General features: G+C 63.6%; 19 protein-coding genes. 3 read left to right on the top strand and 16 right to left on the bottom strand.

Annotated features, from left to right (window positions below; all coding sequences use genetic code 11):
* Window positions 1-26: 26 nt before the first annotated feature.
* The 5 genes from EJP69_RS16580 to EJP69_RS16560 form a co-directional block, all read right to left on the bottom strand.
* Window positions 27-1430: a CsgG/HfaB family protein gene (locus tag EJP69_RS16580; RefSeq protein WP_126471512.1), complete on the bottom strand. Its 1404-nt coding sequence runs from the start codon at window positions 1428-1430 to the stop codon at window positions 27-29.
* Between the two features lie 29 nt (window positions 1431-1459).
* Complete coding sequence (locus EJP69_RS16575; protein ID WP_240652177.1) at window positions 1460-2002, bottom strand: hypothetical protein; 543 nt, start codon at window positions 2000-2002, stop codon at window positions 1460-1462.
* A 52-nt stretch (window positions 2003-2054) separates the two neighbouring features.
* Complete coding sequence (locus EJP69_RS16570) at window positions 2055-2339, bottom strand: hypothetical protein (protein WP_126471510.1); 285 nt, start codon at window positions 2337-2339, stop codon at window positions 2055-2057.
* Window positions 2340-2341: 2 nt separating this feature from the next.
* Window positions 2342-3751 carry an EAL domain-containing protein gene (locus EJP69_RS16565; RefSeq protein ID WP_240652176.1) on the bottom strand — a complete coding sequence of 470 codons (1410 nt, stop codon included), beginning with the start codon at window positions 3749-3751 and terminating at the stop codon, window positions 2342-2344.
* 557 nt (window positions 3752-4308) lie between these two features.
* Complete coding sequence (locus EJP69_RS16560; RefSeq protein WP_126471508.1) at window positions 4309-5253, bottom strand: NAD-dependent epimerase/dehydratase family protein; 945 nt, start codon at window positions 5251-5253, stop codon at window positions 4309-4311.
* Window positions 5254-5387: 134 nt separating this feature from the next.
* On the opposite strand from EJP69_RS16560, the gene EJP69_RS16555 reads away from it, so the two are divergent.
* Entirely contained in the window at window positions 5388-5837 is a 450-nt protein-coding gene (locus tag EJP69_RS16555) for a MerR family transcriptional regulator (RefSeq protein ID WP_126471506.1), read from the top strand.
* 33 nt (window positions 5838-5870) lie between these two features.
* Here the strand turns inward: EJP69_RS16555 and EJP69_RS16550 are convergent, their stop codons facing one another.
* The 5 genes from EJP69_RS16550 to EJP69_RS16530 form a co-directional block, all read right to left on the bottom strand.
* The gene (locus tag EJP69_RS16550; protein WP_093307646.1) at window positions 5871-7097 is read right to left on the bottom strand and encodes a porin; all 1227 of its coding nucleotides are present in this window, start codon (window positions 7095-7097) and stop codon (window positions 5871-5873) included.
* 113 nt (window positions 7098-7210) lie between these two features.
* A complete protein-coding gene (locus tag EJP69_RS16545) occupies window positions 7211-8182 on the bottom strand; it encodes a quinone oxidoreductase family protein (RefSeq protein WP_093209739.1) in 972 nt (323 codons plus the stop codon).
* Between the two features lie 44 nt (window positions 8183-8226).
* Window positions 8227-9198: a Bug family tripartite tricarboxylate transporter substrate binding protein gene (locus EJP69_RS16540; RefSeq protein ID WP_126471503.1), complete on the bottom strand. Its 972-nt coding sequence runs from the start codon at window positions 9196-9198 to the stop codon at window positions 8227-8229.
* A gap of 49 nt (window positions 9199-9247) precedes the next feature.
* Window positions 9248-10306 (bottom strand): beta-keto acid cleavage family enzyme, encoded by a 1059-nt coding sequence (locus EJP69_RS16535; protein ID WP_126471501.1) that lies wholly within the window; start codon window positions 10304-10306, stop codon window positions 9248-9250.
* Between the two features lie 49 nt (window positions 10307-10355).
* Window positions 10356-11204, bottom strand: a complete 849-nt coding sequence (locus EJP69_RS16530; protein ID WP_126471499.1) for a TauD/TfdA dioxygenase family protein — start codon at window positions 11202-11204, stop codon at window positions 10356-10358.
* A gap of 215 nt (window positions 11205-11419) precedes the next feature.
* On the opposite strand from EJP69_RS16530, the gene EJP69_RS16525 reads away from it, so the two are divergent.
* Window positions 11420-12484, top strand: coding sequence for an AraC family transcriptional regulator (locus EJP69_RS16525; protein WP_126471497.1), 1065 nt, complete (start codon window positions 11420-11422; stop codon window positions 12482-12484).
* A 26-nt stretch (window positions 12485-12510) separates the two neighbouring features.
* On the opposite strand, the gene EJP69_RS16520 is transcribed toward EJP69_RS16525, so the two are convergent.
* A complete protein-coding gene (locus tag EJP69_RS16520; protein WP_126471495.1) occupies window positions 12511-13158 on the bottom strand; it encodes a helix-turn-helix transcriptional regulator in 648 nt (215 codons plus the stop codon).
* Between the two features lie 152 nt (window positions 13159-13310).
* Between EJP69_RS16520 and EJP69_RS16515 the strand changes: the two genes are divergently transcribed.
* The gene (locus tag EJP69_RS16515; RefSeq protein ID WP_126471493.1) at window positions 13311-14429 is read left to right on the top strand and encodes a hypothetical protein; all 1119 of its coding nucleotides are present in this window, start codon (window positions 13311-13313) and stop codon (window positions 14427-14429) included.
* Between the two features lie 306 nt (window positions 14430-14735).
* Here EJP69_RS16515 and EJP69_RS16510 read toward each other — a convergent pair whose 3' ends face one another.
* The 5 genes from EJP69_RS16510 to EJP69_RS30085 form a co-directional block, all read right to left on the bottom strand.
* A complete protein-coding gene (locus tag EJP69_RS16510) occupies window positions 14736-15794 on the bottom strand; it encodes a GTP pyrophosphokinase (RefSeq protein WP_126471491.1) in 1059 nt (352 codons plus the stop codon).
* A gap of 661 nt (window positions 15795-16455) precedes the next feature.
* Window positions 16456-17955 carry a phage portal protein gene (locus EJP69_RS16505; protein ID WP_126471489.1) on the bottom strand — a complete coding sequence of 500 codons (1500 nt, stop codon included), beginning with the start codon at window positions 17953-17955 and terminating at the stop codon, window positions 16456-16458.
* Window positions 17952-18497: a hypothetical protein gene (locus EJP69_RS16500; RefSeq protein WP_126471487.1), complete on the bottom strand. Its 546-nt coding sequence runs from the start codon at window positions 18495-18497 to the stop codon at window positions 17952-17954. Before EJP69_RS16500 ends, EJP69_RS16505 begins: the two co-directional genes overlap by 4 nt.
* Window positions 18498-18622: 125 nt before the next feature.
* Window positions 18623-20416, bottom strand: a complete 1794-nt coding sequence (locus EJP69_RS16495) for an ATP-dependent nuclease (RefSeq protein WP_126471485.1) — start codon at window positions 20414-20416, stop codon at window positions 18623-18625.
* Window positions 20417-20584: 168 nt separating this feature from the next.
* On the bottom strand, window positions 20585-20761 hold the full coding sequence (locus tag EJP69_RS30085; protein WP_170217137.1) for a Mor transcription activator family protein: 177 nt from the start codon (window positions 20759-20761) through the stop codon (window positions 20585-20587).
* Window positions 20762-20847 lie beyond the last annotated feature (86 nt).

The following is a 20847-nucleotide window of genomic DNA, read 5'->3' as shown; positions in this document are numbered from 1 at the left end:
TGCGATGAAGACCTTGTGTGTCCCGGTTACTTCCCTTCGGTTGCGTTCCCCTCACGGACCGGACGGGCCGGTCCACCCCTCACCGCACCCTGGACACGGAGCTTTGCGATCTCCTGCAGGCCGGGGCCGTCGCGATGAATCGACGTATCCGCCTTGTCCGGGCGCCATGTGACGCTGATGCCGCCGGGCGCCAGGCCGCGCGACGCGAGCGCCGTCGTGACCACGCCGATGCGCTGGTCGGTCAGCAGGTCGCGCTTGCCGGCGTCCCAGTTCTCGGTGTCGCGCGCGACCAGCACGACCTCGGTGGGCGCCTTGGCGGCGGCCGCCGCGATCTGGTCGAGAAGGTTCAGCGTGCCGCCCGTGAGCGCGGCCGCGCCGAACTCGAAGGGGATCTGCACGCTCGAGCCCGTCAGGCTCGCGCCGGTCTGGCTGGCCGCGTTGACGGCCTCGCCCTGCTGCACCACCGCGCCGGCCGAATCGACGAGCGGGTTGGCCACCTTGCGCAACTCCTCGGCGGGCGCGACGCGCAGGTCCTCAGTCAGGCGCATGCCCAGGCAGGGGTTGGGGTCGACCTTGGCGACCGCGGCCACCAGGCGCACCACGCCCTCTTCCAGCGCGGCGCGCACGCCCATCTGCACGGGCTCCTGGCCCTTGGCGCCGACGTCGATGTCGTAGAGCTTGCTGCCGAAGAAGCGGAAGACGTTGAAGCCGACTTCGTAGCCGTTGAACTGCTTCGTGAGGCTCACGGTCTTCACGATCATCAGCGTCTTGGTGTCGACGATGCGCAGGTCGACGCCCACCGACTGGGTGAAGGTGCGCGCCTTGATGCCCACCTGATTCACGCCGATCTCGGCACCGCCCGAGTTGATGTTGTAGTTGAGCTCGGTGATGCCGCCGACGATGAAGTAGTCGGACTTGTTGATGGTGCCGCCGAAGTACGGCAGCCACGGCACGGCCTGGCCGCCGCTGGGGCCGCCGAGCTGGTGCGTACGGCCGTCGCCGAGCTGGCGGCGATCGGCATAGCCCAGTTCACGTTCCGCGATGACCGGGTCGAAGCGCTCGGCCACCTGCACCGCGCCGCCGAGCTTGCCGAGCGCCGAATACACCATCAGCGCGCCGCCCTGCGTGATGGCGTTGCCTTCGTTGATGCTGTACTTGCCGGTGTAGTCCTTCACGTCGCCCACGGTGATGACGAAGGGCGGGCGCTGGGTGGCGGCCACGTGGTCGCCGAAGCAGGCGAGAACCGCCTCCATGGGCGTGACGTTCTGGCGCACGGCGGGGCCGAGCACCACGGGCGCTTCCTTCGGCGCCATCTGCTGCTGCGGCGCGGTGACGCAGCCGGCCAGACTCATGACGGCGGCCGCCGCGGCCAGTCCGCGCGACGCGGCTTTTCCGCGCGGCAACGCGCGGATCGACTTGAATGTGATCATTCCTCTTGCTTCCCTGTCTGCTTTGGGGGTCAGTTGAGCGCGCCGAAGGCGCAGGCCGAGCTGCCGCTGATGCTTGCGCTCTGGCTGCCGGTGTTGGTCTGGTTGGAGTTCAGGGCCTGGCTCGACCAGCCCTGCACGTTGCTGGTGGTGGAGCCGATCACCGCCGAGCCGACCGTGCCGCTGTTGGCCTGGCCGGTGCTCACCGTGCCCGTGCCGCCGACGCCGGTGCTCGAGTTGCCGGTGGAGTTGGCCGACGCGCCGCTGGTGCCGGGCGAGTTGGCGGTGGTGCTGTTGGTGCCCTGGTTGCCCTGCGCGGTCGAGGTGACGTCGCAGTTGTATTGCTTGCCGATGTAGTTGTTGGTGGTGTAGTTGGCCGCGCCGTACGAGCCGGCCTTCTTGCGCTGGATCATGTCCTGCACCGCCGCCTGGTTGGCCTTGTCGGCGGAAGTCTGGAACTGCCACGCGGCGTTCTCTCCGACGTTGTTGGCCAGCGCGCATGCGCCGGTGGCGGCCAGCAGGCCGAACAGCGCGGCGCGCGTGGTCCTGGAAACCCTGGTGATTTGAGTAAGCATGAAAGTCCTACGAAACGAAATGGGAGAAGGTCGAGGCCGATGCGCGAAGCGGTCAGGCGCGCATCGCCGCCCTTCGCATGGGAACCGGCTCGGTGAAGCCCGGCCACACGAGCAGCTCGGCGTCCTCCTGGGTGGCTGGCGCGGCCGGTCTGTCGGGCGCATGCAGCGCGGCCTCCAGCGCGCGGTACTGCGCCGCGGCGATCAGGTCGCTTTCGCTCATGCCGGGAGGCTGCGGGGTGCACTCGAGCATCAGCTCCTGGACGGCACGCTGCAGCAGCAGAAGGTCGGTGCTCAGGCGCGCGAGGCGCAGCTGGATGTCGGTGTTCAGGAGGCTCATGGTCATTCAGCCTCCGCGCTGCCACCGGCGTCGCCGCCAGCGGGCGAGCCGATGCGCGCATGCCGCTCCGCGCCTCGCACGCCGAAGCCCTGCATCCACTGCGCGCCGGCCTGCGACGCGATGTGCAGGTCGTCGTCGCGCTCGATGCCGTCGACGACCACGTGCGGCGCGAGATGCGTGCACAGCGACAGCATGTCGCGCAGGCACTCGCGGCCGAACGCGCCTTCACGCGCGCGGCGCAGCAGGGCGGCGTCGAGCTTGACGATGTCGGGCCTGCAGGCTTGGACGGCCGCGAGGTTGTCGGCACCGCTGCCGAAATCGCGGATGGCGATGCGGCAGCCGCGCAGCTGCAGCTGCACGCAGAAGTCCCGTGCGGCCTCGAAGTCGGGCAGCGCCGCGCTGTCGACGATCTCTATCACCAGCCGCGAAGCCAGCGCGGGCTCCTTGTCGAGCACCGCGAGCAGCGAGGCCCACCAGTGATCGACGCGCACGCCCTGCGCCGAGATGCTCACGCCGATGTGCGCGGAAGGCTGCATCCGCAATGCGGCGACGGCATGCCGCATGACGGTGCGGTCGAACGCGCGCGTGAGGCCCAGCCGCTGCAGGCAGGGCATGAACACGTCGGACTCCAGCAGGCCCTGTTCGCCCCGGCCCGATGCGATGCGCGTGCGGCCTTCGCGGTAGAGCACGGTCGCGGCGCTGCCCGGTTGCACGACCGGCCGCCACGAGAACGTCAGCTCCTCGCCGCGCGTGGCCTCGCTCAGGCGCACGGCCATGTCCATGTCGGCCCGGTAGAGCTGGCGCCAGCCGTCGGCGCGGGTCTCGTGCGCCTCGGGAAAGGGCTGCGCGGTCCACAGTGCCAGTTCGATCTCGGAGGCGCCGAGTTGCTCGGGCGGGCATACGTCGATCCAGTCCGCGTGCAGCTGCACCAGCGCGGCGATGCCGCCGGCGCGCACGGGCTCCGCGCCGAGCACCGCGAGCAAGGCCTCGATGGGACGGCTCGCGCGCCGCATCGTGCGGGGAAACTCGCCCGGCGCACGGCCTTCGAAGATCGCGCATTCGAAGGCTTCGTTGTGCCAGAGCAGGAAGCAATCGTCCCGCAGCCTGGCCATGTCGGACGACGCAGACACGACGAAGTTGGCGCAGAGCCGGCGCTGGATCTCCAGGCTCGCGGCCGATGCGAAATCCTGTCCGTACGCTTCCGCGAGGAGCGGAAGGTTCGCGACGAACACGAAGGCGCAGGCCCTGCGCGTCGCCGCACGGCCCACGGGCGCCGCGAAAGCATGCGCGACGCTCGCGACAGGCTCGGTGCGCGAGTCGTGCAGACACACCCCCGTCGAAGCGCGCGGGGCCCGCACGGCGGGCCGGTGCGCACCTGAGGGCCAGGCGGTCAGTGCTGAGATAGCAGCCATTGCATCCTCGATCCAAAAATCTTCTCGAACCCTGTAAGGGAGGACCGGCCGCTTCTGTCGCGGCAACGGCTCTCCATCTCGCGCAGCGGCGCGAGATAAAAATCGAAATCCGAAAGTCAGCGGACGAACGCGAGCCGCCATGCACGAGCCCTCGCAAGGGCCATCGGCAAGCAGCTATCGGGTCGCTGAAGGCAGTCGCACGGTTCGCGGCGGATCGCCGCGATGCGCATCACTGCAAGGAGAACACTAGGAGTCGGGCTTCATGATCGTGGCCTTCGATGTGACGGGGCCACGCGCTCGTGCGGCATGCCCACGAACCGCATCGAGCGGCTCGTACGTTCGGAAGAACGAGGGTATGCAGGTCATCACGTGCAAGCTCCGTAGGACGTTTTTGAAACAAAATGAATACTACGGATTGCAGTAGGTCTTGGCATTCGCTTTCGGATCGCGGATGTGTGCCAGTTCACATTTGTCAGCAGCTGGCACGAAAGACATCGCTACTGCTCCCATCAACATGGGAGGTGCCGGGATCACCGCCCCGGCGTGCGGGGAGCAGTTCAGCTTTTCGCCGGCTCCTGGCGCCATTCCTGCTGGATCAGCGCGAGGCCTTCGCGGTACGTGGTCACCTCGAAGTCGTGGAACCGGCGCTTGAACTTCGTGGAATCGAAGAGGTTGTCCTGCTCGTAGCGCGGCAGCAGTTCCGCGATCTCGCGCACCCGCCTGGAGAAGAGGCCGGCGGCAAGCAAGGTCCGCTTGCCGATGACCGAGAAGGCCGCATCGCGGCCGAAGACCTCGGCGGCCATGGCGACGAAGCTCCTGTAGGTCTGCCGGTCATCGCAGCAGGGCAGGTGCCAGGTCTGACCGAATGCATCCGGCGTGTTGCCGAGCATGGCCAGCGCGCGGCTCGCATCGGGCGTCCAGATGAGCGTGCGCAGCGTGTCGTCGCGCACCGGCACGCGAGGCTTCTTCGCGGCCTTCAGGTTGTCGATGACCAGCGCGTTGGTGAAGCTCTGCGTCTTGCCGGGTCCATAGAACTCCGGAGCCCTTCCGATGAGCACCGGGATGTCGCCTCGCGCCATCTCCTCGAGCACCATGGACGCCATCGCCGCGCGCACGCGGCCCTTGCGCCCCACCGGCGCGAAGGGCGTCTGCTCCGTCTGCAGCCGGTCGTCCTGCGGGTACATGTAGGTGTTGTCGAAATAGGCGAACTTCGCGCCCGCCGCCCTGCTCGCCTCGAGGGCGTTATTCAGCATCGCCGGAAACTGCTCTTCCCACAGCCGGGAGTCGGGCGGCAGCCCGGCGGTGAAGTAGACGATGCTGCTGCCCTCGACCGCTTCGGCGGTGCGGCGCGCATCGAGAAGGTCGGCCTGCACCAGCACGTCGGTGTCATTCACCTTGCGTGGATTGCGGCTCACGAGCCTCAGTTCGCGCGTGTACCCGCTGTGCAGTTCACGCGCCAGTTCCACCGCGATCTGGCCGTTCGCACCCAATATCGTCTGCATGCCGTTTCCTCGAATCGCAGCGCCGCATCGCGCTGCATCTGCTGCCTGTGCCGCACCTCGTGCGTATCGGCGCGAGAGTAACCTTGAAGCAAGGTTCAATGTCAAACTGCAGCTTCGCATGGAGCACGGCCCACATGAAGATCGGAGAACTCGCCCAGCAGACAGGCCTTGCGGCTTCCCGCATCCGCTTCTACGAACGCATCGGCCTGCTCAAGACCGCCGAGCGCCAGGCCAACGGCTACCGCAGCTATCCCGCCGACGCGGTGCTGATGCTCCAGCTGATCGCCACCGCGCAGCGAGCGGGCTTCAGCCTCGACGAATTGCGCGCGCTGCTACCCGGCGATCTCTCGCAATGGGAACGCGGCAGCTTGCTCGACACGCTGCGCCGCAAGGTGGAAGACATCGAGACGCTGCAGGTGCAGCTCGCGAAGAGCAAGGCCCAACTGGTCGAGCTGATGGCGCAGATCGAGGCGAAGCCCGACGACATGAGTTGCTCCGCCAACGCGAGGCGCGTGCTGTCGGAGATGAAGTTGTCCTCCCTGGCAAGCGAGGCAAGGCCCACGAAGGCTTCACGCAACGCCTGAGCTGCGAAAGCGCAACCGGACGACTCCCGCCGATCAGAAGGCGTGGCGTATGCCGAAGTCGTAGCCGATCGCGCTGCGCGGCTCCATGCCACCGGTGGTGACGTACGCAGCCTGCGGAAATATCGCCGGCAGGCTCACCACCAGCGGCGTGACGCCCATCACCGTCGGGTTGTTGTGCCCGTTTCGGATGCCGATGCGCGCCACCGTCGCATACAGCGCGGTGCGCCTGGACAGGTTGTGCACGTAGCCCAGCGCCAGCTTGTCGACCGAGGCGTCGCTGTTCGGCAGGCCGTTGCCGTTCTTGAAATTCACGCGCGCGAACGAAGCGCGGATGACGCCCGGCCCCACCGGCATGTTCACGCCGGCGACGAAGCCGTCGTAGCGGTCGGTGGAGCGCGTGCCGAAGAGCCCGGCGTTGTCGCGCGCGTCGCGCACGCTCGACCATTCGCCGAAGACCTTCACCGCGCCGAAGTCGTAGGAGCCGCCGAGGTTCAGGCTCTTGATCTTCTCGCCGGCGGGTGCGGCGCTCACGAGCGTGCTCTCGCCGTAGGCCAGCGCCACGTCGGCCGGGCCGCTGGCCCACCCTACGCGCGCGCCGGCATAGCGCCCGCGCCCGGAGGGGCTGTCGGTCGTGCCGCTCGTCTTCACGTTCTCGTGGAAGGCGTACTGCACCTGGCCGTAGAAGCCGCCGAGCCCCGGCGGCAGGAAGTAGCTGACGGCATTGCTGGTGCGCAGGTAGCTGTCGGTGCCGGCGGAAAGCCCGCCGTTGAGCAGGCCGCCGGTGGCCAGCGCCCGGGAGGCGGCGATATTGCTGTTGACCACCGCGACCAGGTTGGTGCCCACGCCGTTGACGGAGAAGGGATCGAACACGGCGTCGTTCCAGAACGACGCCGTGTAGTCGCGGCCCAGTCGCAGTTCACCGAAGGGCCCCGACAGGCTGAGCGTGGAGCGGCGACCGAAGTTCGCGATGCCGCCGCCCGTGTCGTTGGCCAGCGGCGCTTCCAGCCAGAAGCCCGCCGCGAGGCCGCCGCCCAGGTCCTCGGTGCCGCGAAAGCCCAGCCGGCTCGACGCATAGCCCGAAGGCGACAGCACCGTCTGGCTCTGCGTCACCTGCCGGGCCGGTGTGCCGCCCCAGGACCGGCTCTTCGTGCTGTAGTGGCTGACGCCGGCGTCCATCACGCCGAACACGGTGAGCGACGACTGCGCCGCGGCGCCGCCGGAGACAGCAAGCACGGACAGCAGCAGCATTGTTCTTTTCATGGACATGTTCTCCTCACGTGGACCAGGTGGATCGCGACAGGCGCGGTGAAGCGCCCCGGTGCTTCGAGAGCACCAGGGCATCGGGGGACTTCGGTATCAGGGGCTTGAGCGGATCAGGGAATCAGGACGGTCGATCCGGTCGTCCTGCGGGACTCGAGCGCACGATGCGCCTGCGCAGCGTCGGCGAGCGCGAAGCTCTGCTGCGGTTCGCTGACGATGCGCCCGGCCAGCACGTGGTCGAACAGCTCGCGAGCCATGTCGAGCATGTGGGCGCGCGGGTGGATGTAGTGCACCATCGCCGGCCGCGTCATCCAGATGGAGCCCTTGGCCGCGAGCAGCTGCGAGTCGACCACCACGGAGCCCGACGAAGTGCCGTTGCTCACCAGCGTGCCGCGCGGCTGCAGGCAGTCGAGCGAATCCATCAGCGTGTCCTTTCCCACCGAGTCGTAGACCACCGGCACGCCACGGCCCTCGGTGATCTCGCGCACGCGTTGGACGATGTTCTCGCGCGAGGTCACGATGGTGTGCGCGCAACCGTTGGCGCGGGCGAGCGCGGCCTTCTCGTCGCTGCTGACGGTGCCGATCATCGTCACGCCCAGCGCGCGCGCCCACTGGCAGGCGATCAGGCCCACGCCGCCGGCGGCCGCGTGGTACAGGATGGTCTCGCCGCCCTCGAGCGGATAGACCTGGCGGAACAGGTACTGCGCCGTCATGCCCTTCATCATCAGCGTGGCGGCGGTGCGGTCGGAGATGCCATCCGGCAGCGGTATCAGCACGTCGGCCGGCATCACGCGGGCCTGCGAATAGGCGCCCTGAGGGCCGAGGAGATAGCCGACGCGATCGCCGGGCCTGACCTCCGTCACGCCCGGCCCGACGGCCTCCACCACGCCGACCGCGTCGGACCCCAGCCCGTTGGGCAGTGCCAGCGGATAGCGGCCGGTGCGGAAGTAGATGTCGATGAAGTTGACCGCGATGAAGCTGTGGCGCACGCGTGCCTCGCCGGGCCCGGGGTCCGCGACCTCGACGTCCTCGAGCTTCAGCACTTCGGGCCCGCCCGTCTCGTGGAAGCGGATGGCCTTGACCATGTGATCTCTCCTCGTTTTGCTGTTTGTCGGCACTGAGCCCCTGCTCAGTTCAGCCTGATGTCGTAGCTCTTGACGATCCCGGCGTTGCGGGTGAACTCTTCCTGCAGCTCGACCTGCGCCTGCGCGGGCGTGCGCTCCGCCATCGGTTCGAAGCCGGCGTTGGACGCGCTCGCGCGCACCGCCGGGTTGGCCGCGACCTTCTGCAGCACCGCATGGATCTTCTCGACCAGCGGTGCCGGCATCTGCGAGGAGGCGATCACGCCGGTCCAGTTGCCGAAGTCCAGCGCCGGATAGCCCAGCTCCGCGAAGGTGGGCACGCCGGGAAACTCCGGCAGGCGGGCCTTGCTCGCGACAGCCAGCAGCCGCACCTTGCCCGCGGCGATCAGCGGCCTGGACGTGACCGCGCCGTCGAACATCAGCGGCACCTGCCCGCCCATCACCTGGGCCAGCGCCGGAGCGGAGCCCGGATACGGAACGTGCTGCATGTCCAGCCCCGCCGTCTTGTTCAGGATGGCACCGGCGTACTGCGACGCCGTGCCCGCGCTGTAGGAGGCATAGGACAGCTGGCCCGGATGGGCCTTCGCGTAGGCGATGGCCTCCTTCGCGTCCTTCGCGGGAAACTGCGGCGAAGCGATGAAGAGCATCGACGAGCGCGCGATCAGCGCGACGGGCTTCACGTCCTTCAGCGGATCGAAGCCGCCCTTGAGCACGTGCGGCACCTCGGTGAGCACGTTGCTGGCGGTCATCATCAGCGTCTGGCCGTCGGCCGGCTGCGACAGCAGGTACTTGACGGCAATGGCCCCGCCGGCGCCCGGCTTGTTCTCGACCACCACCGGCTGGCCGATGTCGCGCGAGAGCTGGTCGCTCACGATGCGCGCGAGCACGTCGATGGTCCCGCCCGGCGGCGCGGGAACGATCATCTTCACCGGCTTGTCGGTGTATGCGGATGCCCACGGCGAGCCCAGCGCGGCAGTGGCGGCGACGAGCATGGCGGCAAGAAGAGAAAGACGCGGCATGGCTGCTCCGGTGATCGGTGAAATCGGGGAATCCGGGGGTTCCGGGGATTCAGGCCGCCTTGCGCAGGAAGCCCTGCTGGCCGCCGTTGCGGTTGGGCGCGAAGCCGTTGGCCAGCAGCGACTCTTCCGTCGTGTCGTAGAACACGCCGATCTTCGAGATCTCGCGCGCCTGCTGCGCCGTGGCGATCGGGCGGCCGAACTCGCGTGAGATGCGCACCAGCTGCTCGACCTGCGCCGCCGTGCCGATCTTGGCCGTGCGCGACTGGTTCCACAGGTTGTCCTCGGTGCCGCAGCGCACGTGCAGGCCCATGGCGATGCCCATCATGTTCACGGGCAGCACGTTGAGCACCGAGCTCTCCACCGTGAGCACCGCGCCGTCGGGCACGGCGCGCACGAAATTGGCGAGGCTGTAGATGTTCGGCGCGTCCATGCCGCCGCCGATGGCCACCCAGTTCATCACCAGCGGGCCCTTGTAGATGCCCCGGCGCATGAGCCGCTCTACCGATTCGAAGCTGTTGATGTTGTAGCACTGGAAGGCGCTCTGGATGCCCGCTGCCGTGAGTCGGCGGATGTGCTCCTCGGCCCACCCCGGCTGCGCCGGCACCGTCATTTCCTTGTATGCGTTGAAGACGGCCGGGTCTTCCATCGAGGTGCCGCGGATGTCCCGTGCATCGAACTGCTCGAGGATGTTCATCTGCGAGGTGTTGATGGTCACCGTGACCTGGTCGGGCTTCGGATCGAGTTCGGCAAGCATGTGGCGCGTGTCGTCCGAGAGCCACTTGGCAGCGGCGCCTTCGGTTTCCGGCGCGAAGCTGATGGAGCCGCCCACCTGGATGATCATCTCCGGCACGCGCGCACGCACGCCGGCGATCAGCTCGTTGAACTTCGACAGCCGCTTGCTGCCCTTGCCGTCGAGTTCGCGCACATGCAGGTGCAGCACGGTGGCGCCGGCGTTGTAGCAGTCCACCGCCTTCTGGATCTGCTCTTCCATCGTCACGGCGATCTCGCCGGGAAAGTCCGAGGGCAGCCATGAGGGCGCATAAGGGGCGGCGGTGATGATCAGCGGCTGCTGGTTTTCGGGGAACAGGTGACCGTCGAGGAAGTTCATCGGGAGCTCCGTGGGAAATGCGGAAGAAGAAAAAGAAGAAGCGCGAGGATCAGAAGGTCGGCGTGCCGACGATGCCGGCGCGCTCCATCTTTCGGTGGCATGGCGGGTAGTCCATCACCGCGTAGTGCTGCGTGGCGCGGTTGTCCCAGATCGCCACGCTGTCGGGCTGCCAGCGCCAGCGCACCTGGTACTCGGGGATCGCGGCCTGGCTGATGAGGTACTGCAGCAGCGACGAGGCGCCCTGCGTGAAGTCCTGGCCGTATCGCACGTTGGCCGGCGTATGGAAGTTGGTGAAGTGCGTGGCGAATCCGTTGACGAACAGCACCCGCTCGCCGGTCTCGGGATGAGTGCGAACCACGGGGTGCTCCGCATCCGGGTACTGGGCCTTGAGCGCCAGGCGCTTCTCGATCGGCATCGCCGCGCCGAAGGTGCATTCGATGCTGTGGCGGGCGCGCAGCGGCTCGATCAGCTCCTTCACATGCCCGGGCAGCCGCTCGTAGGCCATCGCCATGTTGGCCCACATGGTGTCGCCGCCCACGGGCGGGCATTCGACGCAGCGGAGCACGCAGCCCATCGGCGGGGCCTCGCGCCAGGTGGCATCGGTGTGCCAGCTGTTCTCGTAGCGGTCGTTGGGCGCGTCGGGCGTCTTGTAGATGCGCACCAGGCCCGGGTGCTCCGGATCGCTGCCGGCGACGGGATGGTCTTCGAGTTCGCCGAAGCGCCGCGCGAAGGCCACGTGCTGCGCCCGGCTGATCTTCTGGTCGCGCAGGAACAGCACCTTGTGCCGCAGCAGCAGCGCCTTGATCTCCGCGAACAGGGCGTCATCCCGTGCCACATCGGCCAGGCTGACTCCGACGAGTTGGGCGCCGATGGCGCAGGTCAGTGGTTCGATCCGCATGTCTTGTCTCCATGTGGGCCGGCGGCAATCCACGGCCTGGTCCGCGGAAAGTCTTGTCGTCGTGCGTTTCTTTTTTCTTGCCTGCCCTTGCTCCAGGGTCAGTGCATGAAGGGAACTGTAGGAGTGCAAGTGCCGCTGCGCTTTGCATTTCGTGCCATTCGCTTTGCATTTGATGCCAGAATTCCCCGCACTTGAGCACTTGTGAAAGGCCCGGCATGACGGCTCTGGTGCGCGCGGCGGCACTGACGAACTTCCCGGAAGTGGCGCAGGAACTCGGCTATGACCCGGGCGCGGCATTGCGCAGGGCCGGGCTTCGCGCGCAGCTCGTCAGGGAACCCGACCAGCTCGTCGAGGCCGATCGCGTGGCGCGCCTGCTGGAGGACGCGGCGAGCCAGACGGGCTGCGAATCTTTCGGGCTGCGCATCGCGGCGCGGCGCCAGCTGTCGAACTTCGGCATGGTCAGCCTGCTGCTCATGCACCAGCCGACGCTGCGGCAGGTGCTGCTCACGCTGATCGAGCACCTTCACCTGCTCAACGAGAGGCTGGCCATCCAGGTCGAGGACGTCGGCAGCATGGTCGTGCTGCGCGAGGAGCTGGCCTTGTCGGAGCCCGCGCGGCAGTCCATCGAACTGGCGATCGGCGTGCTCTACCGGATGTGCGAGGCACTGCTCGGAGACAGGTGGCAGCCGGCCAGCGTGAGCTTCGCGCACGAGCCGCCCGCCGACCCCGCCTTTCACCGCCGCTTCTTCAGATGCCGCATCGAGTTCGACGGCGGCTTCAACGGGCTGGTGTGCCGCGCGGCGGACCTGGACGTACCCAACCCGGGGGCCGACCCCGTGCTCGCCGCCTACGCGCGCAAGCTGATCGCGACGCTCCCCGACGATCGCCAGCGCTCGATCGACCAGGAAGTGCGCAAGGCCATCTACCTCATGCTGCCGGCAGGACGCGCCACCTGCAAGTCGGTGGCGCTGGGCCTGGGAATGAGCATGCGCACGCTGCAGCGCGAACTCGATGCACGCAAGCTGACCTTCAAGCAGCTGCTCAACGACGTCCGGCAGGAACTCGCCCGCCGCTATGTGGCCAACAGCCGCTACAGCCTTGGCGAGGTGGCTGCGCTGCTGGGCTACAGCACGCACAGCGCATTCACGCGATGGTTCGGTGCGCAGTTCGGCTGCTCACCGGAGGCTTGGCGCGGCAGCCGCGTGGATTCGCCGACGCCTCGCACTACACGAGCCGTGCAATCACGCGCTAGGAAATACGGGAACACGGCGATCAAGTGAGGCCGTTGCGCCCACGACCTGGCGCTTCAACCCGCTTGAAGAGATTGCACGAGGCGCACAACGTCGAACTGCCGGCGACAGCCGGTCTTGCGCATCAGGTTCTTGAGATGGCTGCGCGCGGTATGCATGGTGCAACGCTGCAGAGCCGCGAAATCGAACACCGTCTTCCCTGCAGCGAGGCTTGCCGCGAGCCTGGCTTCCGTCGCCGTCAGCCCCAGCTGGTCGGCGATCACGTGCGACGCCGCGAAGGACGCGGACTGGGAGGCCACGATGAAGACCAGTGCCAGCGGGACCGAGCGAGGCGATGCGAGAGGATGGCTGGCCTTCAACGGAAGGACGGATACCTGCAACGGCGGTCCTTCCCCGGACCGCATGCGGAACCCGCCGCCGATGGTCGAGCTCCGCCCCGGAACGCACACGTTTCGCACGAGTTCCTCCAGCCGGGCCTGCGCGTCCTCCTCCCGGAATTGCCAGTATCCGCACAGCATGCGACACGGGCCCGAAGATGTGCAGAGACTGTGCGCAAGACGGTTGACGTACTTCACGCGGCAATGCGGGTCGAGCACCGCGATGGCCTGGGGCAGGCTTTCCAGCGCCGACAGCCCGATGGCCGCATGGTTCGCGAGTTGCCCCGCGTGATCGACGGGGATGTGAGCGGGAGTCTGCCGTGACATGAACCTTGGACCGGAATACCTGAACGAACGGTGATCCTAGGAGAGCGGCTTCGGGTGCGCATTGGACCAAAGTCCAATGCGCCGCACGCCGGCCCTGCATAGCATGGAAGACCGATCGTTCCTCCACCACCGCACCAGAGGGTCTTCTCTTCATGCTCGACATTCCGCAAACAGCATTCGATGCGCTGGGCAAGAGCCTCGCCCAGTACTACGAGAAGGAAATGACAGCGGGCGTGCGCATGCTCCTGGACCGCATGCGCACCAAGGACTGGGGCGTGGTGAGCGCGGCCGTCGTGCAGAAGACCGACTTCGTCGAGCGGAGCTGGGACGCCTTTCGCGCAAAGTCCAACGACAGCTTCAGCGTTCCGTTCAAGAAGAAGCTGACCATGCTGCTGGGCGAGTACTGCGGCAACACCGCCGACATGCAGAAGCTGGTGCTCAAGGGCGTTGCCGCGGTGGCCAAGGCGGGACTGGGCGCCATCCCGGTGCCCGGTGCCAAATACCTCAAGCAGGTGGTGACCGGCGGCGTCAAGATAGGAACGCTGCTCGTGGGCCAGGCCGAAGGCGGCATCGACACCTACCTGCACGGCAAGAGCATCCGCGAGGCCGACGCCGTGATTTCCGCGCGCGGCAACAAGGACACCGCGCCGCTCTTTCGCGACGACCGCGATGCAATGGCAGCGGCGGAGGCGGCCATGGCCCAGTACAAGCACATCGCCAACCTGATCAATTCGATGCCGGACCAGATCACCGGCCTGAACGACGCAGTGCTCTATCCGGGCGTGGCGGCCAAGGTGCGCATGGCCGCGTCCGACCTGCGCCAGCAGCTCATCAGGATCAACGCCTTCGTGGAAGACATGCAGAAGCGATCTGAGCGCATCGCGGAGCTGATGCACTCGGACACCGACCAGATCTCCGAGCGCATGGTCGACATCGCCAAGGACGTGGTGTTCAACGCGTATCACACGGCCCGTGCGGATGCGCGGCAGGCATTGACGGGGATGGGTCCCAAGGGCAAGCCTTACCAGGCAGCCAGCCGGCCGGTGCTCAAGCCGCTGCTGCCTGGCGAGGGCGGCGCCACGCAGCTGGCCAATCTGGTCGCCTACGCGCTGGCGCTGGGTAACTACGACGCGCTGGAGATTACGCAGCCGACGCTGGTGTCTTCTTCCAACCCGGCGGTGCAGATCGGGCGGGGGCGCAGCAATGCGGTGGCGGCTGTTGGGGGACAGTTGCCGAGGGTTCCGCCGCCGGTGCCGCCTCGGCCTTGGTGATGGGGTAGCCGCAGCAATATGAAAAAAGTCCCGTCGCAGAGGCTGCGCGGGACTTTCAAAAACTGCCAGAGATTGATTCTGGCGGAGAGTGTGGAACTCAAATAGCTATATATGTCAATAACTTAACTTCAGAGTACCACAGCGAATACCTCATTCCACCGAGGCTTGCGGACGACCCGTCGGCAGCCGTCATAAGTCGGCCGCGCTCGGAACGCGCACCTGAGCCGAAGATTTGCGAACGACGCAAAAAGTTCGCACACCAAGTTGTAACGCGCAATCGTCCACGGTCGCATCGGATGATTCAGATCATGGCTCACTATTAATTTTTCTCGACTCCCGAATCACTTTCAGCACATCGTTGATTTTCTCGTCTCCGTACTTTTTGCGCAGTATTTCCTGCGTCGCTTTGCTTAGGCCACCGAAACTTCGTTTGTAAGACATAGCAAGATATTTGTCGATATCATTGAACATCATTGCCCGCCTCACAATTCCAACCTTTGTTCCTGGAGCCGTTTGGTTGATATTCAGCAAGAATTCGGGCGAGAGAAGTTTTCGCAAATCCCCAACGCTCGATACCCCAAAGTTTACCAACTCGTCGAATGCCGAAACAAGCGACGATCCTCTTTTATCGGGATCAATGCTTTTACCAAACGGCATCGACTCAAGAAATCGACCGACTATCTCCGGATTCAGTTCCTCCGCATCATTTATCGCAAGCGGTTCTTCTGTGGTTTTTTGTTTCGCATGCTCATCTAGATCTTTAGCCAGCGTAGAAAACTCCCTATCAACCAACTCCAATGTCCCAGCGAGCAAATTCAATCGCCGCCGAATTGCTTGAGGCAAATCACCAGAAAACTTGTAACTTCTATCGTGTTCAATCTCCGCCCATGCATGTTGAAGAACCGTTCTAATCTGAATTTCAAACTTTAGCCCTTTGTACTGCGCCAGCTCTGGCAATTCGAGACGCTTCAACCCCAGGTCACAGATATAGTGCACCGACCTGTAACCAATTTGATCAACAGCAAGCTCCTCAGATTTGTCGACGCCCAGCTCGGGATGAGCATGGAATGCTTTCTCCAAAAGTCGACAAACCACCGGGATTTCAGAATCTAAGTAAACAATTACCCTAACGCCTAGAAAATCTGTTAAATCTTCAAATGAATCGTAACGCTTTCGTGAAAATTTCTCCAAAAGACTTTCCAGAGTCTTCACCCGAGCCGATACCGTTAAATATGCAACTCCTTGCTCTTTCAGCAAACTATTAATAGTGGCTGCGACGTTATCTGCCAACGCTCTAAAGCGTGGCTCAGCGGCTCGATACCAGGCAGCCAGTTCATCTGTTGAAGGAGTTTTTGTACTTTCCATGATTGCTCGGTTGCTGAATCGGGCTAAGATTGCATCAACCTTTGTCGTGGATCAATTACTTCATCTTACAGGCTCGATTCCTGTTGAAGGCACCAACAAGCCGTTGATATTCAACGGCTTTTTTTCGACCAGGACAAGACCGGGACAAAGCGAGCCGAACTTGGCCACCGAGTAAACCAAATCTATCCGTTGTCAGACATACGAAACCGAGGCGTTCCCTGTAAAACTAGACAGTGCATCACCGCTGCACAGCGACACACGAAAAGGTTTTACGCCTCCACCGTCGAACCATATCGAGCGGCTACGGTTGCGCGAGCAACCGCCACCGGCGGCGACTCGCCCTCCAGCCACGGGCCGCGCCCTTCAGGCAACCGTCCGCCAGGGCGACCTACCACGATGGCACACCACAGATACCGCTTACCGGGCAGCGGGGCGACTTGGATTGCATCGCGATCTAGCACCCGGTCGAAGCCCGGCCATGCTTCAGAGTAGGCGACGCCGGGCGGCTCGCCCCAGCGCTCGCGCCCCCCATTCATCGAGCGCCGCGCCGCTCAACAATGCGACCTTCATTGCCGGGCCTTCGTCAGCTTGCCCGTGAAGGTTCGCGCGTTGCGCTGCCCCTTGTCCTCGTGGCAGTTGTTGAAGATGACGTGCGTGTTTCTCACCTTGAACGCCAAACACACTGCCTCGCCGGCCAGCTCGCCGCGTACGCAGGCAGCACGATGCCGAGCTGCTGCGCGAGGTCTTGCGCCTCTTTGATCTTCAGCATGGTGTCGTAGAAGTCGCGGCCCATCTGCGCGCTCAGGTCTTGCGGCGCCACCAGCCCCGCACCCACGCCGGCAATGCGCGCGTTCATGTCCTTGAGCGGGTCCACCCACTCCCAGCGACGGCCGAGCCAATCGTGCGGCGCGAACTTCGCGACTTTCGCCGCCGGCAGCGGGCTACCGGTGGGCATGGTGATCGCGTTAGACAGCAGAGACATCACGAGCCATTCGGAGCGCACGCGCTTGAGCAGGATGTCGATGAACCACTGCTGATCCGAGGACCACCGGTCGCGCTCATCGAGCGTGCCGCTGCGGATGCTGAAGAAGTTGACGCCTTCGAGGTCGTTCGCGAGCGCGTGATACGAAACCCGCCAGCCGCTCGCGACACGCTGCAGGGCCGTCTTCACGAACGGACCGAAGACCTCGTTCGGGTACTTGCTCTCGTGCGGCTTGAAGTCATAGCCAGGCGGCAACGTGTCGTAGACGCCGGGCTGACTCGTGGTGATGGCCTCACCGCCTTCGCCCTCTTCGTGCTGGCCCACTGGCAACACGCCCGGGGTCGCATCGTTGTTCTGCGTGAAGAAGCCGAAGTGATTCGCGCCGTGCTCGGCCGCCAGCACCGCGGCCAGCATGAAGCCGCCCAGGTGGTGCAGGCTGAGCATGCCCGGCGCCATCCACGGAATGCCGCGCACCTGCTCGGCGCGCTCGACCTTGAAGCCGTGAATCACGTCCTCGGCCGGCAGGCGCACGCGCCGGCGCGATGTGCGCGGGCCATCGTTCGGATGCGCCTCGAAGATGTGGATCGCGACGGTTCGCCGCCAGGCGTTGACCTCCACGCCCATGATGACGGTGTTGCCCGTCGATGGCTCGATTCCGTTGAACGTGGTATCGATGCGATCCACGTCGATGAGCTGCAGCGCGAAGTTGAACTCGTTGCCAGCGTCGGGCCCGCGCACGAGCCGCACCAGAAACTCGCCATCGCTCGGCAAGCCACCGACAAGGGTCTCGCACATGTCGCGCAGCGACTGCCGTCCGGTCACGTCGCACACCGCCTGCCAGCGCACGAAAGCGGCCTCTATGGCGTCGTTGGCGAGCTTGTCGGCCTTGCCTGGTGCGTTCTCGCTGCGTGCCTGCATGACGAAGCCAGCCGGCCCGACCATGTTGGTTTCGACCATGCCGCAGAACTTGCGCGCGTAGTCGTTGTTGTTGCGCAGCTCGCGGCCACGCGCGCGCAGCCGGTCGAGGTCGCCGCGCAGCTCTTCGTTGATGCTGGAATAGGTCGCGATCCAGTCGGCCGAGAGCCGATCAATGCGGGCCGCCTGGAAGCGGCGGACCTGTGTCTTCTTGGCCGCGAACTTGCCGCCGAAGACGCGGTGCAGGAAGGCGGGCGTCTTCATTGGCCGAACCTCACCATGATGCGACCCGATACGCCTCGCGGTCCGCTCTTGCCCTCCTCTGCCGCGACCTCGCGCTGGTACTTCGTGCGCAGTGCGTGCAACTCGGTGAGCGGGATGTACTTCAGGCGCCGGCCGTTGATTTCGTATTCGGCGGTCGCGCTGGTGGCCCGGCCTTCGAGAACCGCCTCGATGGCCTCCAGCGTGCGCCGCGCGTGCGAGCGGATGTCTGCCACCGCGCCGAATGACGGAGTGACCGTCAGCCGCCCCGTGGCGACCGTGTAGACCTCATCGGCATTCGTGACCCGGGCACGCCAGTCGTAGGAGCCAGGCGCATAGGTTTGCGTAGTCTGCGGAGAGACGACGACGCGGTGTGCGTTGCCGTTAGCCGTTGCGGCGATTTCGTAGCGGTGCTGCGCGTTGAGCAGTTCGTAGCTCAGTGCCCAGCCTGCAGAGGGCGGATAGTCGGCGAGCGTTCGCGTCCATTTGACGCTGTCGCCGGGAATGATGGAAATAGGTTCGGTGTTGAAAGCGTCGATAGCCACGGTCGGGCCTTTGGTCAGTGTTGACCGGACTATCGAAGACGCACGCCGACATCAACAAGGCATGGAGTGTCACCATTCCCCAGCCTGGTGGGCCCCATCCAGGACGCATCTCAACGCGAACGAGACTAAGACGCCTGTTCAACCTGCGGCGCTTTTGCAAACATCGAGAGTCTCTCCGCTATTTCCTCTACAGTTTTCGCGATATTTTTTTGAGTACCCGCCTGCAGTTTCTCCATCTCAATCAGCCCCGACTCCACTTTTCGAAGAAATTCGAACGCATGAATTGCCTTGGCTGCCCCATGAGATTTTGCCCACCCCGAATTTCGCTGCCCTTTGCCAAGCACAGCTTCGGCCGCAACATAATTTTTATAATCATCCGCCTCAAAAATATCTTCTATTCCATCACACCCTGCCAATTTATACATTCTCTTTTTTGCCCAGGACGAATCATCCAAAAACATATCCCGCTTCAGACGATTAAAAACACCTCGACCTGTTGCCTCGTCATCCACAACAACAAGAAATTCGAGCCCCCATCCCAAGAATAAATTTGCAAGCATGGGAATATTTGAAGCACCAGTTGCGGCAAGAAATTGCACCTCTTGAGTGCTTTTAGCCAAAAGCCAAAATGCCCTCAAATAATACTGAGCACTCAATTCCTCAAGAATTACGTTATTTCTTTGCTTGATAGAAGTTTGCCGCGCCAAAGAAACGCCCATTGCAACATATATTGGGCTGAGCGTATCGATATTTGCCGCACCAAGTGCATGAGCGCCTATTAACTTCGTAGGATTGCCCGGTTCCGCAGAATCGCGTTCCACCGCAACAACTCGATTCAAGCGATCATGACGAATCAAATGGGGACTGTGTGTAGAGTAAATGACTCCAACTTTGGAGCTGATTTTCTCCACCAACTCCATGACATCCGTTTGTGCTCGCTCATGAAGATTGGAACCCGGTTCATCGAGCAGAAAAAAGTGATCTGAATCCGCCTCCGCGGCTGCGCGCAGTTGAAGAAAGAAGGAGATGAACCATCTAGTCCCTTTGCTTCTTTGCCGGGGATGAAGCGTATTATCTCCATCGCTAATTAAGAACTCCAAAAAAGACTGCCCTTGCTTTTCTCTTCCCGTCGGATACTGATGCACAGCACAGCTCAATTCAATTCCGCTAACCTCTCCAATATTCTGTTTCCAGAAAGCTCGAAAATCGTCTGTAATCTTCTTATTTGCTCGCCTCAACAAAGCGGTTTGCCCTTTGGTATCACTAGCAAGAAGCGTATTTAATTGAATCCCAGCAATAGACAAGAAATTCAGGGCAGCAACAGAGCCGGCGCCTTTAAGAACGGCATTCGCCGAAACATCGATTCGATTCGGCAATAAGCCAGACTCCTCATCGAATGGAACGAACGTCGGGGCAGATTTATAAATAGCTTTCCTGAATTTCGAAATTTCATCCTTCAATGCAAGTCGAGCTTCTTCAAGCGCCACAGCATCCAACTCGTCGCGCGCCTCAACATCCAAATCACCTAGCGGCAAATTATCAAATACATGCGTAATTCTAGGCTGCTCTTCATCAACAGAATAAACAAAGAATTGCCACTGCAACACGCCATTCAGAGGAATTAATCTTTTCGCGACCTTTGCCCGTAGCGCCTCGTTGGAAATTTCAGAAAGCATTCCTTCGAGCTCGGATGAAGAGGACTGCGTTTCAAGAAAAACCGCTGGGGGTTTTTCGCCATACCTAAAATCCTCAACAGAAGGATGCAAATCTGTAAAAGTAAGAGCCAACGCGTCTAGAACCGCCGACTTTCCCGATTCATTTTGTCCGACCAATGCCGTAATGTTGTCACCAGATAGTTGAATGCGCCCCGTATCAACAATCGATCTAAAGTTAGTCACTCGAAACGCCACAATTTTCATTATTTAATCTTCACTAGAAAAAGGACTCACGCCTCATCGTTAAACAAACGCAACGGATGACAGTGCCATCTTTAGATTGTGTATTCGATATTTCCCGCACAACGAGGGGTTTCCACCAGTTTTCGCGCGCCTAGTCGAGACGCCGAGTGCCACCCCTCATTCATGAGTTCAGCGAAGCCATTTTGAGACAAAGGCGCTGGGACGCTTGACGATCCGCAGAACCTGGCGCTCCGAAAGCTCATAGCGACGGGCAAGCAGCTTCAATCGCTCCCCGCCGAGGTAATCTCTCATGATCCGACTGTTGCGGTTGCTGTGCCCCTCGCCACGGTGCTTCGCGATGAACACGCGCACCGCCCCAATCGGCGCGGACGCTCGCCTCCACCCCCTTCACCAACTCGGGCGTCAGTTCGCCTTTTGCCTTAACAAGTGCG

The sequence above is a fragment of the Variovorax gossypii genome, from assembly GCF_003965815.1.
In the GTDB taxonomy this organism is placed as follows: Bacteria; Pseudomonadota; Gammaproteobacteria; order Burkholderiales; family Burkholderiaceae_C; genus Variovorax; species Variovorax gossypii.
This window is presented reverse-complemented; position numbering and strand designations above follow the sequence as displayed.

What these genes read in the sequence shown, in the direction of transcription:
- EJP69_RS16580 (WP_126471512.1), bottom strand. Translation starts at nt 1,430, where the DNA reads ATGATCACATTCAAGTCGATCCGCGCGTTGCCGCGCGGAAAAGCCGCG.
- EJP69_RS16575 (WP_240652177.1), bottom strand. Translation starts at nt 2,002, where the DNA reads ATGCTTACTCAAATCACCAGGGTTTCCAGGACCACGCGCGCCGCGCTG.
- EJP69_RS16570 (WP_126471510.1), bottom strand. Translation starts at nt 2,339, where the DNA reads ATGAGCCTCCTGAACACCGACATCCAGCTGCGCCTCGCGCGCCTGAGC.
- EJP69_RS16565 (WP_240652176.1), bottom strand. Translation starts at nt 3,751, where the DNA reads ATGGCTGCTATCTCAGCACTGACCGCCTGGCCCTCAGGTGCGCACCGG.
- EJP69_RS16560 (WP_126471508.1), bottom strand. Translation starts at nt 5,253, where the DNA reads ATGCAGACGATATTGGGTGCGAACGGCCAGATCGCGGTGGAACTGGCG.
- EJP69_RS16555 (WP_126471506.1), top strand. Translation starts at nt 5,388, where the DNA reads ATGAAGATCGGAGAACTCGCCCAGCAGACAGGCCTTGCGGCTTCCCGC.
- EJP69_RS16550 (WP_093307646.1), bottom strand. Translation starts at nt 7,097, where the DNA reads ATGAAAAGAACAATGCTGCTGCTGTCCGTGCTTGCTGTCTCCGGCGGC.
- EJP69_RS16545 (WP_093209739.1), bottom strand. Translation starts at nt 8,182, where the DNA reads ATGGTCAAGGCCATCCGCTTCCACGAGACGGGCGGGCCCGAAGTGCTG.
- EJP69_RS16540 (WP_126471503.1), bottom strand. Translation starts at nt 9,198, where the DNA reads ATGCCGCGTCTTTCTCTTCTTGCCGCCATGCTCGTCGCCGCCACTGCC.
- EJP69_RS16535 (WP_126471501.1), bottom strand. Translation starts at nt 10,306, where the DNA reads ATGAACTTCCTCGACGGTCACCTGTTCCCCGAAAACCAGCAGCCGCTG.
- EJP69_RS16530 (WP_126471499.1), bottom strand. Translation starts at nt 11,204, where the DNA reads ATGCGGATCGAACCACTGACCTGCGCCATCGGCGCCCAACTCGTCGGA.
- EJP69_RS16525 (WP_126471497.1), top strand. Translation starts at nt 11,420, where the DNA reads ATGACGGCTCTGGTGCGCGCGGCGGCACTGACGAACTTCCCGGAAGTG.
- EJP69_RS16520 (WP_126471495.1), bottom strand. Translation starts at nt 13,158, where the DNA reads ATGTCACGGCAGACTCCCGCTCACATCCCCGTCGATCACGCGGGGCAA.
- EJP69_RS16515 (WP_126471493.1), top strand. Translation starts at nt 13,311, where the DNA reads ATGCTCGACATTCCGCAAACAGCATTCGATGCGCTGGGCAAGAGCCTC.
- EJP69_RS16510 (WP_126471491.1), bottom strand. Translation starts at nt 15,794, where the DNA reads ATGGAAAGTACAAAAACTCCTTCAACAGATGAACTGGCTGCCTGGTAT.
- EJP69_RS16505 (WP_126471489.1), bottom strand. Translation starts at nt 17,955, where the DNA reads ATGAAGACGCCCGCCTTCCTGCACCGCGTCTTCGGCGGCAAGTTCGCG.
- EJP69_RS16495 (WP_126471485.1), bottom strand. Translation starts at nt 20,416, where the DNA reads ATGAAAATTGTGGCGTTTCGAGTGACTAACTTTAGATCGATTGTTGAT.